Genomic DNA, 12501 nt, shown 5'->3' on the forward strand with positions numbered 1-12501 from the left:
GTTTAATCGATGAGTGTTGATTTGAAGTCGGATTCTCTCACGGGCAAGGAACTACGCAAAAAGCTTTTGCAGCCTGATGTAATCTCTGGTTCGGAGATTTTGCTGCGGAGCTTGCTGCTGGAGGGTGTCGAGTGCGTCTTTGGATACCCGGGCGGCGCAGTGCTGTACATCTACGATGCCATGCATGGAAACAAGGAGTTCAACCACCTGCTGACTCGTCACGAACAAGGCGCAATTCACGCTGCCGACGGTTACGCGAGGGCAACAGGTAAAGTCGGGGTATGTATTGCGACATCCGGACCAGGGGCGACGAATCTGGTAACAGGTATCGCAACCGCGTACATGGATTCCGTTCCGCTCGTTGTCATTACCGGCAACGTTGCGCTGACAGCAATCGGTACGGATGCGTTCCAGGAAGCGGATATTACCGGCATTACAATGCCGATTACGAAGCACAGCTTCCTTGTACGTGATGTAAAGGACCTGTCGCGCGTCATCGCCGAAGCCTTCCATATCGCAAATACAGGCCGCAAAGGTCCGGTGCTTATTGATATACCGAAGGACGTATCGGCTCATACCTGCGAGTTCCACTATCCGGACAAGGTTAACATCCGCGGATACAGCCCAACGGCAGCGCCGAACAAGGGGCAGGTTGAAAAGCTCCTGCAGGCTATTCAGCAGGCGGAGCGCCCAGTCATCCTTGCAGGCGGCGGCGTGGTTTACTCCGGCGCTCACGAAGAGCTTCTGGAATTCGTAGAGAAGACACAAATCCCGATCACGACTACCCTCCTTGGTCTCGGCGGTTTCCCAAGCGCACATGAGCTGTGGATGGGGATGCCAGGGATGCACGGTACGTGGACGGCGAACACTGCGCTGCAAAGCTGCGATTTGCTGATCAGCATCGGCGCCCGTTTCGATGACCGCGTGACGATGAAAGTAAGCGAGTTTGCGCCGAAAGCAAAAATCGCCCACATCGACGTCGATCCGGCGGAGATCGGAAAGAACGTTACGGTAGACATTCCGTGCGTCGGGGATGTTAAGATGGTGCTTGAAGCGGCGAACAAAAAGGCGAAGCAGGCGAATTCCAAGGCTTGGATTAAGCAAATTGTTCAGTGGAAAGCGGATAAGCCTTTGAAATATATTGATTCGGATACCGAATTGAAGCCGCAATGGGTTATTGAAATGATTCATGAGGCAACAAACGGCGATGCGATCGTGACAACCGACGTCGGCCAGCATCAGATGTGGGCCGCGCAATATTATAAATTCAACAAGCCGCGCTCTTGGATCACCTCCGGCGGTTTGGGAACGATGGGCTTCGGATTCCCATCCGCAATTGGGGCGCAAATGGCGAACCGGGAGCGGCTGGTCGTTTCCATTAACGGTGACGGCGGCATGCAGATGTGCTCGCAGGAGCTGGCGATCTGTGCGATCAATAACATTCCGGTAAAGATCGTTGTGATCAACAACCAGGTTCTCGGCATGGTTCGTCAGTGGCAGGAAATCATTTACAACAACCGCTACAGCCATATCGATCTCGCAGGCAGCCCTGACTTTGTTAAGCTTGCGGAGGCCTATGGAGTGAAGGGGCTTCGTGCAACGAACAAAGAAGAGGCGCGGACGGCTTGGAAGGAAGCGATGGAAACGCCGGGACCGGTACTCATCGATTTCGTAGTTCGCAAGGAAGAAAACGTCTATCCGATGGTTCAAGCGGGTATGGCGATTCATGAAATGTTAATGGGGGATAGCGAATGAGCGTAACAAAACATACGATCTCCGTCCTCGTCAACAACCAACCCGGCGTCCTGCAAAGGGTCTCCGGATTGTTCGGCCGCCGCGGCTTCAACATTGAGAGCATCACCGTCGGCGCCTCGGAAGAAGAAGGCCTCTCGCGCATGATCATTGTGACGACAGGCGATGACAGGACGCTGGAGCAGGTTCAGAAGCAGTTGTATAAGCTGATTGACGTCATCAAGGTCATTGATTTAAGCGCACATCCGATGGTTGCAAGAGAACTGGCGCTCATTAAGGTGAACGCGGAGCCAGCCGCACGTCCTGAAGTGCTCGGGATTGTTGATACGTTCCGCGCTTCAGTCGTCGACATCAGCCCAGCTTCGTTAATCGTTCAGGTTATTGGCGATAATGAGAAAATCGACGCAATGATCGAGCTTCTGAAGCCGTACGGAATCCGCGAATTGACGCGGACTGGCGCAACGGCTATGATACGGGGGATTGTAAAATAATAGCGTTATGGGGTAAAAAGGCTCCCCCGCCTTTTGCCGCGTTTTGACACTTCGATGCTTTGCCGCTTTTGGCGGTTGAAATGCATAGATTAGATTGATTTTGTCTTACCATTAAAGGAGGAACTATTCATGGCAGTTCAAATGTACTACGAGCAGGATGCAGACATTAACTTACTAAAAGGCAAAACGATCGCGATTATCGGTTACGGCAGCCAAGGCCACGCGCAGGCGCAAAACCTTCGCGACAGCGGACTTAATGTAATTATCGGTCTTCGTCAAGGCCGTTCTTGGGATCAAGCAAAAAACGACGGGTTCGATGTGTACTCCGTTGCAGACGCAGCGCGTAAAGCGGATCTTGTACAAATTTTGATGCCGGACGAAACACAAGCGAAAGTATACAACGAAGAAATCGCTCCGAACCTGAAAAACGGCGCGGCGCTTGTATTCTCCCACGGCTTTAACATTCATTTTGGTCAAATCGTTCCATCCGCGGATAAGGACATCTTCATGGTTGCTCCGAAGTCCCCGGGTCACATGGTTCGCCGTGTATACGTGGAAGGCTTCGGCGTACCGGGCCTGATCGCGGTATACCAAGACGCAACAGGCACTGCGAAGCAGCTTGGCCTTGCATACGCTAAAGGCATCGGCTGTACTCGTGCCGGCGTAATCGAAACGACCTTCCGCGAAGAAACAGAAACCGACTTGTTCGGCGAGCAGGCTGTACTTTGCGGCGGTACTTCCGAGCTTGTAAAAGCAGGCTTCGAAACATTGATCGAAGCAGGCTACCAGCCAGAAGTAGCATACTTCGAGTGCTTGCATGAGCTGAAGCTGATCGTTGACCTGATGTACGAAGGCGGCTTGGCAACGATGCGTCACTCCATCTCCAACACTGCGGAGTACGGCGACTATGTTACCGGACCTCGTATCATCACTGCAGAAACAAAGAAGGAAATGAAGGCGGTATTGTCCGATATCCAGCAGGGCAAATTCGCACGCGATTTCATCCTGGAAAATCAATCGAACCGCGCATTCCTTACTGCAACTCGCCGCATCGAGTCGGAGCATCCGATCGAGCAGGTTGGCGGACGTCTGCGTGAGTTAATGCACTGGATCAAAAAGTAATGGGGTGACCCCATGAGAAAAATTTATATATTTGATACGACACTGCGGGACGGCGAGCAGTCCCCGGGCGTAAACCTGAATACCCAAGAGAAGGTCGAAATCGCACTGCAGCTGGAAAAGCTCGGTGTCGATCGGATCGAGGCCGGGTTTCCGGCTGCTTCGCCGGGCGACCTGGCTGCGGTGAACGCCGTAGCCAGAGCGGTGAAGAACGCATCCGTTATCGGCCTCTCCCGTTCCCGGGAGCAGGACATCGAAGCGGTTCGTGAAGCTTTGAAGGGTGCGCAGGACCCGTGCATCCATTTGTTCCTGGCGACCTCGCCGATTCATCGAAAGCATAAGCTTCGCATGGAAAAGCAGCAGGTGCTGGAAACGGCGGAAGCTGCCATCCGGTATGCGAAGAAATACTTCGATAAAATCGAGTTCTCGCCGGAGGACGCTGGACGGACGGAGCTGGACTTCCTTTGCGAGGTTACGGCGATGGCCATCCGCGCGGGCGCGACGGTTGTGAACATTCCGGACACGGTCGGGTATATGACGCCGAGCGAATTTGGTAATATTTTCAAGGTGCTGCGCGAGCAGGTGCCGGGCTGCGAGAAGATCCAGCTCAGCGCACACTGCCACGACGATCTTGGCATGGCGACGGCGAATGCGCTGGCTGCGATCGAGAACGGAGCCGATCAGGTGGAGGGCACGATCAACGGAATCGGGGAGCGTGCAGGCAACACCGCGATCGAGGAAGTGGCGATGGCGCTGGAAACCCGCCAAGCGTTCTATGGCGCGAAGACGGGGCTCGTTCTGAGCGAAATCGCTCGCACCAGCCGTTTAGTCAGCAAGCTGACCGGCATGGTGGTGCCGGGCAACAAGGCGATTGTCGGGGCGAATGCGTTCGCGCATGAATCCGGCATTCACCAAGACGGTATGCTGAAGGAAAAAACGACGTACGAAATCATTTCGCCGGAAACAATTGGCTTGAAGGACAGCAAGCTGGTGCTCGGCAAGCATTCCGGTCGCCATGCGTTCCGCGAAAAGCTGATTGATCTCGGCTATGAGCTTTCGGACGAAAAAGTGAATGAAGCTTTCGCGAAGTTCAAAGACTTGGCGGACCGCAAAAAATCGGTTACCGATGAGGATCTTCGTGCTCTGATCGAAGAAAAGCTCATTCAAACGCCGGAGCTGTTCGTGGTGGAGGCGATCCGTGTTTCCTACGGCGAGCCGCAAACCGCGACGCAGGCAACCGTGCGCCTGAAGGCGGCGGACGGCTCGATTCACGAGCAGTCGGCGGAAGGCAACGGTTCGGTTGACGCGATTTACAAGGCGATCGACAAGGTGACGGGGGAGCAGGTGGAGCTGGAGGATTACTCCGTGAAATCCGTATCCCACGAAACCGACGCGCTCGGCGAGGCGCATGTTCACCTTCGCCAAGGCGAGCTCTCCGTACACGGCCGCGGCGTCAGCACGGACGTTCTGGAAGCAAGCGCCAAGGCGTACATGGATGCGGTGAACCGCTTAGTCGATAAGCGGAACAACCCGGGCAGCACTCGTGCAGGCAGCATGAAGCTGCTGTAAGACAAGGAAATACTGCATCGATGCAGGCACGAGTAGCCGTGCATGTATAATCGAATATGAACCCTTATCGAGCCAAGCGAACACACAACGCTTGTAAATCGGTAAGGGTTTTTGTTTAGCAAAACTACGGTAGAATGAAGAGTGGGCGGGCTCGTATTCAGATATCGCATTCAAAAGCCGGGATTCGGAATCGAAGGCTGAAAAAGATCTGTATAAGCAAAGAGGCGCATTTTGATCAGAAAATCATAAATCCCTATTGCTAAAACTAATGTACTTAGTTATTATACTAATATAATTAGTTTTAAGTCATGAAAAAGAGGGATGATACTCGTGAGAACGATTCGTAATCAAAACGTAATTCAACTAACCTTTATGCCGCGATGGTTTCCGGTCAACTGTTATTTTGTAGAGGAAGCCAAGGAGCTGACGCTCATTGACGCCGCGCTTCCTTTCAGTGCGGAACCGATTGTTCGTGCTGCCGAGCAGATCGGAAAACCGATTACACGCATTATATTGACGCATGCTCATGACGATCATGTCGGAGCGCTGGATAAACTGAAATCGATGCTGCCGGCAGCGGAAGTTCTTATTTCTGAGCGGGATGCGGGTCTATTGAAGGGTGACCGCAGCTTGCTTCCGGATGAGCCGCAAACCCCGATAAAGGGAGGCGTTCCAAAAGCAGTGAAGACCCGTCCTGACCGGCTTCTGCGCGAAGGGGATCAGATCGGCTCCTTAAGTGCCATTGCTGCGCCGGGCCATACTCCCGGGCACATGGCGTTCCTCGATACCCGTTCAGGGGCGCTTATTGCAGGCGATGCTTTTCAGATTCGCGGGGGAATGGCGGTATCGGGCGTTATGAAGCCGTTGTTCCCGTTTCCGGCGTTAGCTACGTGGAGTTTGTCCAAGGCTTTGGACAGCGCGCGCAAGCTGCGGGATTTGAAGCCGAGTCTGCTTGCGGTTGGACATGGCGAGCTGCTCGAGAACCCGGCAACTGCTATCGACAGAGCCATAGAGGAAGCCGAGCGCAAGCTGCAAAAGCTGCGCATTCATACGGCTGGGTAGGAGGAGAGACTACAATGTCGCCGCGAATTGGATTGAATCAAATTATGATATTGGAAGAAGCCGCTCGTGCGGCGGATGAAGCCGGGCTTGAAAGTGTAACCTTGGCGGAGCTTGCGAAGCGCTTGCAGGTCAAGACGCCTTCGTTATACAACCATATCGGCGGGCTGCCGGATCTGCGAAAGAGCTTGGCCATTCACGGGCTTGAGCAGCTTAGGATCGCATTGCTGAATGGCACCGTCGGGAAGGCGGGTGAAGAGGCTGTGCTTGCCGTAGGCCGTTCCTATGTCGGCTTTGTAAGACAGCGCCCCGGGCTCTATGAAGCAACGCTTTCAGCACCGGACCCGCTGGACCCGGATGTGTCTGCGGCAAGCGATGAGATTCTCACCTTCATGCTGAGAATTATGGACGGCTTCGGGCTAACGGAAGAAAAGGCGCTGCACGCTGTACGTGCTTTCCGCAGCATGGTGCACGGGTTTGCTTCGCTTGAGCTGAAGAACGGCTTTAATATGGCCCTTAATCGGGATCAAAGTCTAGAACTGATGCTCATAACGTATTTACGGGGCTTAGCGCTCTCCACAGCTTAAAAGAAACGAAGGGAAAAGAAGAAGACTAAAAGAACAGGGTATGCCGGAAATAAAAGAGCACATAAGGTAAACATGCATGACCTGGACTTGGAACTGGAACTGGAACTGGACCTGGACTTGGCCTTGGCCCTGGGGCCCTGGGGTCCTGGAACTGGACCACATAAATAATAAACGGCCTGTTTCCCTAACTTCTTAGAGAAACGGGCCGTTCCATTGTTATGCTTCTTCGACAACCGTATTTTTGCCGCGCAGACGAAGCAGCATCGGAATAAGCAGCCACAGCAGAGCGATAACTAAAAATACAGCTGAAATCGGATTTTGCACAAACACTAGAAAATCCCCGTTAGATGAGGTCAGTGCTCTGCGCATATTGTTCTCAATCATCGGACCAAGGACTAGCCCGAGAACGAGAGGGGCAAGCGGGAATTCATGCTTGCTAAGGAAGTAGCCAGCTACTCCGCAGCCAACGAGCAGCAGAAGGTCGAAGAGCTGAACTTGAACGGCGTACACACCGAATACGGAAATTGCTACGATGATCGGCAGCAAATATTTCGAAGGCGTTTGAATCAGCTTTGCAAACACTTTGACCAATGGCATGTTCAGAACAAGCAGCATCAGGTTGCCGACGAACATACTTGCAATGAGCCCCCATGCGACGCCAGGATGCTCTTCAAAGAGCAGCGGACCTGGCTGCACGTTATACATAATGAGCGCGCCCATTAATATTGCAGTGGTGCCTGATCCCGGAATGCCAAGGGTCAGCAGAGGGATCATCGCCCCGCCGGAAGCAGCGTTGTTCGCCGACTCCGGGGCAGCGACGCCTTCGATTGCACCCTTGCCGAATTTTTCCGGGTGTTTACTGAGCTTTTTCTCAAGAATATAGGAAAAGAAGGAAGCAAGGGTAGCGCCTGCTCCCGGCAAAATCCCGATAAAGAAGCCTAAGAAGGAGCCGCGTACAATCGGCACCGCACTATCCTTCATGTCCTGCCGGGTTGGAAGGATGCGGCCGACCTTGGAAACCGTGCCGCCCGTATAATCGCGTTCACGAATCGATTTAAAGACTTCTCCAAGGGCGAACAAACCGACCGCAATCGTTAAAAATTCAAAGCCCGAATACAGGGTCGGCTGATCGTAAGTAAAACGTGCGACACCGGAAACATTGTCGATGCCGACTGTTGCAAGCAGTAGACCGAAAACGGTCATGATGAGCGCTTTCGTCATCGATTTGCCGGCAAGCCCGCTGACGGCTGCGAGACCGAGCAGCATAAGCGAGAAGTATTCCGCCGGCCCGAAGCTGATGGCCACCGCAGACAGAGGCTGCGCGAGCAGGACAAGCGCGATCAGCGTAAGAATCCCGGCGAAAAACGAGCCGATCGCCGAAATGGAAAGTGCCGCCCCGGCACGGCCTTGGCGCGCCATTTGGTAGCCGTCGAGTGTAGTCACGACGGATGAGGACTCGCCCGGCGTATTCAGCAGGATCGACGTCGTCGAGCCGCCGTACATCGCGCCGTAATAGACGCCGGCAAGCAAAATAATGGCGCTGGTCGCCGCTTCTTCAGGCGAAAGACCTCCCGTGAGCGAGGTAGTCACCGGAATAAGCAGCGCCACGCCGCTCATGGGCCCGATGCCGGGGAGAACACCGACTGCGGTGCCGATGAGCACGCCGACGAAAGCAAAAAGCAGGTTATGCCACTGAAGCGCGGTGGCGAAGCCATTCATTAAATATTGCATCACATCCATGGTGTTCCCTCCCTACATTCCGAGCCAAGCTGGCAGCGGGGGCAGTGTGCCCTGAAGTAAATTAACGTACAGCACATAAACAAGAATGGAAAAAGCGGCGGAAATCCCGATCGACTTCAGCAGTCCGCTTCGGGACATGACTTGAAACCCGGTTAATAAAAACAAAAACGTGCTGATGATATAGCCTAAGGGCTCCATCAGAAGCACATAGGCTATTGTCGCACCCAGGATCAGCAGGAATCGGGTATTATCCGGCTTCTCTCCATCAGCGGCATCGGATGCTCCGGTGGAGGCGCGGAGCTGCTTTCTGCTCTCAAAGATCAGCTTGATACTGAGCAGGACGAGCAGGGAGCCTAGGACGAGGGGAAACAGATCCGGGCCTACGCTGCTTCCAAAAGCGGTAGCCGCAAGCTTCCGGCTTTCCCAGACGAATGCTCCGCCAACGAGTAGAAATAGAATGGCCGCCCCGATATCGAAATTTTTGACGTATCGCATGAGGAATCACCTCACCTCTCCAAGTAAAGATATAGAAAAAGGGAAGGGCGCGGGACGCCCCTCCCGTTCAAGCGGTTTCACTTATTTTGCCATTCCGAGGGCGCTAAGCAGTTCTTTGATCAGCTTTTCCTGCTCGCCTAAGAACTTCGTGAAGTCTGCGCTGCCGCGGTATTCACTTTCCCATCCGTTCGCTTGAAGCTCTTTCTTCCATTCTTCTTTTTCACTAAGTGCCTTTAGCGTCTTTTCCCAATATGCGAGCTCGTCCTTGGACATTTCCTTTGGTCCGAAGACACCGCGCCAGATCGTAAAGTCAACGTCGATTCCGGACTCCTTCAATGTAGGCACGTCTTTAAGGTCGCCTTTCAAGCGCTCAGTGGAAGTAACGGCAAGCACTTTAACTTTGCCGGACTTCAAGTATTGGCCAACTGCGGAAGCATCCGTGGCAATCACATCAGCATTGGAGCCAAGCAGTGCCGCAATGGCTTCACCGCCGCCATCGTAGGATACGTATTTTACAGCTTTCGGGTCAACGCCTGATTTATAAGCTGGCAGCACTGCAATAAGGTGGTCCATGGAGCCAGGCGCAGAGCCGCCTGCAACCGTCAGCTTTTTCGGATCAGCCTTCATGTCCTTCATTAAGGACTGGATGTCGTTGTACGGAGAATTCGCAGCGACAACGATGGCGCCAAAATCTTTAGTAAGCTGGGCCAGCGGTGTTGTGTTTTGATAGCCGTAAGGGCTGTTTCCTTGGCTCTTCAGATTATTAATCAAGATCGGCGGAGAGTTAACAAGCAGGATATACGGGTTTTTTACTTCTTTCGTCGCGTATTCGGCCATGTACACGGCACCGCCGCCGCCCGGCTTGTTTTCTACCGTCATGGTTTGGCCGACAAGCTTCGTTTCACCCAAGATTTTTGTAAGGGAACGAGCGGTTTTGTCCCAGCCGCCGCCTGCGCCGGAAGGAGCGACAACGGTAATTGGCTTTTCAGGGTATTTGGAAGCGGGTTCAGCGCTGCCGCTGTTCGAAGCATCTGGCTTCGCACCTCCGCAGGCTGTAAGGCTTATGGCAAGAATCGCGGACAAAGCGGTTGTTTTCCACGGGAAACGGCTCATGTTCATTTTGAAATACCCCTCTCATCTCTTTTATGATAGCGCTTTCTTTTTCTGGACTGATCTTATCACGGGAGTAGCATGGTTGAATAGCTTTCGCTGATAAGATGAATAATGTAAATTAACGTAATTTTGTTCATAAAAATCACGGGTCTTGCATTTCAGTCCCTTCTTGAAATCGATTACAATAGCAATGACAGAGGAGGAGATACCATGACCATAAAGCTTCACACCAAGTTAGCGGTGTTTATATGCTCTCTTCTGGCCATTGTTATTGTCGTGCTGGCACTGCTCTTTCAATCCTTATGGAGTTCCTCGGTGAAGGAGCAAATAGGTATACGGGCGCTGCATTTGGCTAAAACGGTCGCAGCAATGCCGGAAATCAGGCAGGCTTTCGCCGAATCCGATCCTACGCAAAGCATTCAGCCATTGGCTGAAACGATCCGTAAGCAGACGGGCGCGTTATTTGTAGTGGTAGGGAACCGCGAAGGGATCCGTTATTCGCATCCGATACCGGAGAGAATTGGAATGCCGATGATGGGCGGGGATAATGGACCCGTTCTCGAAGGACATGCTATTATTTCCGAGGCTAAAGGCAGTATGGGGGTCTCGCTGCGCGGCAAGGCGCCGATCGTCGATGATCAAGACCAAGTGATCGGTGTCGTATCGGTCGGTTTTTTACTGGAGCATATACAGGAAACCCAGGGAAAGCAAACGAAGTACACTGTCCTTATTGCGGCAGCCTGTCTGTTGTTGGGGATGATCGGGGCTTGGATGATTGCAGGAAAAATAAAGCAGGCTACTCATGGCTTGGAGCCGGAAGAGATCGGGAGACTTTATACGGAAAAGCAGGCGATTTTGCAGTCGCTCCGTGAAGGCATATTAGCGGTCAATGCCAAGGGACAAATCACAGCTGCCAATCTGGCTGCCAAGCGGATGCTCGATGTGCCGCCCGACATGGATGTGACCGGCGTTCCGGTAACCGAGATTTTGCCGAAAACAAGGTTACTCAATGTCATGCGCAGCGGAAAAGCTGAATTTGATGCGGAAACCGTACTAGGCGAGCATATTGTTGTAGCGAACCGCATTCCAATTATCGACGGACAGGACCGGATCATCGGGGCCGTCTCCTCATTTCGCAGCGTCACCGAGCTTAACGAGCTCAAAAGCCAGCTGTCGTTAATGAAAAAATATGCAGACGGGCTGCGAGCGCAAACGCATGAATTCGCCAACAAGCTGCATTTAATATCGGGACTAATTCAGCTGGATTTGTATGATGAAGCACTTGAGGTCATTGTACAAGAGACAGATTCGCAGGAGGATATGATTGAATTTGTTACGGAACAAATTCCGGACCCGATCATCGGAGGATTGCTGATCGGCAAATTTAATCGGGCGAAGGAACTGAAGGTGGAGCTTGCATTGGATCGGGAAAGCTCATTTTGCGATGTGCCAAAGCATATTTCACGCAGCGATATTGTGACGATTTTAGGCAATGTTATTGATAATGCGATGGAAGCGGTGCTTCTGCCTGGGGCAAGGGGCAAGCGGGTGACCATATTTATGACTGATCTCGGCCGTGATCTATTGATTGAGGTTTCGGATGAAGGGCCGGGCATTGCGGACGCGGACCGCGAGCGTATTTTTGAAGCGGGCTTCTCAACGAAGGCTTCGTCGGGCCGCGGGGTCGGACTTTCACTGGTGAGGCAGGCGATCCGTGATTTAGGCGGGTCAATCAGCATTTCCAGTTCACCGTTGGAGGGGACGACCTTGCTTGCAGTGATACCGAAGGGGGAACAGCAATGATTCAAGTATTGATCGCGGAGGATGATTCCCGTATTGGGCTTATCAATCAAAAATTTGTGGAAAAGGTTCCGGGCTACCGGGTCGTAGGGATTGCCGGGGATTGCCAGGATGCAATTCATTTTCTCGAAATCGATCCGAAGCCCGAGCTGGTGCTGCTCGATATTCAATTTCCCGATGGCACCGGCTTTGATATTTTACAATATATTCACGAGCACTGTCCCGATACCGATGTGATCGCGATTACAGCGGCCAAAGAAGTAAGGACAATACGGGAAGCGATGCATAAAGGGGTGTTTGATTATATTGTAAAGCCGGTTATTTTCAGCCGCTTGGAGGAAACACTGGAGCGGTATAAAGAGTACCGGAAACGGCTTAGTCTCATGGAAAGCAGCGGACAGCTCTTAGACCAGCAGGAAATTGATTCTCTTCGCGGGTCGCCGGAGCCGAATCGCAGCCAAGGGTGGCTGCCGAAGGGCATCGACAGGATGACGCTGGATAAGGTTTCGGCTCTCATGGAGCAGCGCAGCGAAATTACCGCTGAGGATCTGGGGCAGTCCATCGGAATCAGCCGCTCTACGGCGAGAAGGTATTTGGAGTATATGGTTTCGGAGGGTCGTCTTCGTGCGGATTTGTCTTATGGCACTGTGGGAAGACCGGAACGGATTTACCGCCGAGCTGCAAGATAGCGCTGACCGTGAACAAAATGAACAATAATCACTTTATGAACGAATACTTCACATCCAACTATGTAAGCGGTACCATATACCCTATCA

General features: G+C 52.8%; 11 protein-coding genes. 8 read left to right on the plus strand and 3 right to left on the minus strand.

From position 1 onward, the window contains the following. Positions 1–9 precede the first annotated feature (9 nt). The 6 genes from ilvB (at position 10) to GQS10_RS09220 (ending at position 6577) form a co-directional block, all read left to right on the plus strand. Positions 10–1755: a biosynthetic-type acetolactate synthase large subunit gene (gene ilvB / locus GQS10_RS09195; protein WP_166241272.1), complete on the plus strand. Its 1746-nt coding sequence runs from the start codon at positions 10–12 to the stop codon at positions 1753–1755. Continuing rightward, entirely contained in the window at positions 1752–2243 is a 492-nt protein-coding gene (gene ilvN, locus GQS10_RS09200) for an acetolactate synthase small subunit (protein ID WP_166241274.1), read from the plus strand. The genes ilvB and ilvN overlap by 4 nt, the downstream gene beginning before the upstream one ends. Before the next feature lie 129 nt (positions 2244–2372). Continuing rightward, positions 2373–3365, plus strand: coding sequence for a ketol-acid reductoisomerase (ilvC, locus tag GQS10_RS09205; protein WP_166241276.1), 993 nt, complete (start codon positions 2373–2375; stop codon positions 3363–3365). A gap of 12 nt (positions 3366–3377) precedes the next feature. Beyond that, the gene (locus tag GQS10_RS09210) at positions 3378–4931 is read left to right on the plus strand and encodes a 2-isopropylmalate synthase (protein WP_166241278.1); all 1554 of its coding nucleotides are present in this window, start codon (positions 3378–3380) and stop codon (positions 4929–4931) included. Between the two features lie 372 nt (positions 4932–5303). Further along, positions 5304–5993, plus strand: coding sequence for an MBL fold metallo-hydrolase (locus GQS10_RS09215; RefSeq protein ID WP_243735078.1), 690 nt, complete (start codon positions 5304–5306; stop codon positions 5991–5993). Positions 5994–6007: 14 nt separating this feature from the next. Beyond that, a complete protein-coding gene (locus tag GQS10_RS09220; RefSeq protein WP_166241282.1) occupies positions 6008–6577 on the plus strand; it encodes a TetR-like C-terminal domain-containing protein in 570 nt (189 codons plus the stop codon). Positions 6578–6793: 216 nt separating this feature from the next. Here GQS10_RS09220 and GQS10_RS09225 read toward each other — a convergent pair whose 3' ends face one another. The 3 genes from GQS10_RS09225 to GQS10_RS09235 all read right to left on the minus strand — a co-directional run bounded on the left by GQS10_RS09225 (position 6794) and on the right by GQS10_RS09235 (position 9925). Next, entirely contained in the window at positions 6794–8317 is a 1524-nt protein-coding gene (locus GQS10_RS09225; protein ID WP_166241284.1) for a tripartite tricarboxylate transporter permease, read from the minus strand. Between the two features lie 12 nt (positions 8318–8329). Then, entirely contained in the window at positions 8330–8812 is a 483-nt protein-coding gene (locus GQS10_RS09230) for a tripartite tricarboxylate transporter TctB family protein (protein ID WP_166241286.1), read from the minus strand. Between the two features lie 81 nt (positions 8813–8893). Beyond that, positions 8894–9925 carry a Bug family tripartite tricarboxylate transporter substrate binding protein gene (locus GQS10_RS09235; protein ID WP_166241457.1) on the minus strand — a complete coding sequence of 344 codons (1032 nt, stop codon included), beginning with the start codon at positions 9923–9925 and terminating at the stop codon, positions 8894–8896. A 210-nt stretch (positions 9926–10135) separates the two neighbouring features. Between GQS10_RS09235 and GQS10_RS09240 the strand changes: the two genes are divergently transcribed. Together GQS10_RS09240 and GQS10_RS09245 are read left to right on the plus strand one after the other, a co-directional pair. After that, entirely contained in the window at positions 10136–11728 is a 1593-nt protein-coding gene (locus GQS10_RS09240) for an ATP-binding protein (RefSeq protein ID WP_166241288.1), read from the plus strand. Next, on the plus strand, positions 11725–12414 hold the full coding sequence (locus GQS10_RS09245; protein ID WP_166241290.1) for a response regulator: 690 nt from the start codon (positions 11725–11727) through the stop codon (positions 12412–12414). Before GQS10_RS09240 ends, GQS10_RS09245 begins: the two co-directional genes overlap by 4 nt. The last annotated feature ends 87 nt before the right edge of the window (positions 12415–12501 follow it).

Source organism: Paenibacillus turpanensis, assembly GCF_011421635.1.
Lineage (GTDB): Bacteria > Bacillota > Bacilli > Paenibacillales > YIM-B00363 > Paenibacillus_AK > Paenibacillus_AK turpanensis.

Coding starts and splice junctions, on each gene's coding strand:
- ilvB (WP_166241272.1), top strand. CDS start 10: ATGAGTGTTGATTTGAAGTCGGATTCTCTCACGGGCAAGGAACTACGC.
- ilvN (WP_166241274.1), top strand. CDS start 1,752: ATGAGCGTAACAAAACATACGATCTCCGTCCTCGTCAACAACCAACCC.
- ilvC (WP_166241276.1), top strand. CDS start 2,373: ATGGCAGTTCAAATGTACTACGAGCAGGATGCAGACATTAACTTACTA.
- GQS10_RS09210 (WP_166241278.1), top strand. CDS start 3,378: ATGAGAAAAATTTATATATTTGATACGACACTGCGGGACGGCGAGCAG.
- GQS10_RS09215 (WP_243735078.1), top strand. CDS start 5,304: ATGCCGCGATGGTTTCCGGTCAACTGTTATTTTGTAGAGGAAGCCAAG.
- GQS10_RS09220 (WP_166241282.1), top strand. CDS start 6,008: ATGTCGCCGCGAATTGGATTGAATCAAATTATGATATTGGAAGAAGCC.
- GQS10_RS09225 (WP_166241284.1), bottom strand. CDS start 8,317: ATGGATGTGATGCAATATTTAATGAATGGCTTCGCCACCGCGCTTCAG.
- GQS10_RS09230 (WP_166241286.1), bottom strand. CDS start 8,812: ATGCGATACGTCAAAAATTTCGATATCGGGGCGGCCATTCTATTTCTA.
- GQS10_RS09235 (WP_166241457.1), bottom strand. CDS start 9,925: ATGAGCCGTTTCCCGTGGAAAACAACCGCTTTGTCCGCGATTCTTGCC.
- GQS10_RS09240 (WP_166241288.1), top strand. CDS start 10,136: ATGACCATAAAGCTTCACACCAAGTTAGCGGTGTTTATATGCTCTCTT.
- GQS10_RS09245 (WP_166241290.1), top strand. CDS start 11,725: ATGATTCAAGTATTGATCGCGGAGGATGATTCCCGTATTGGGCTTATC.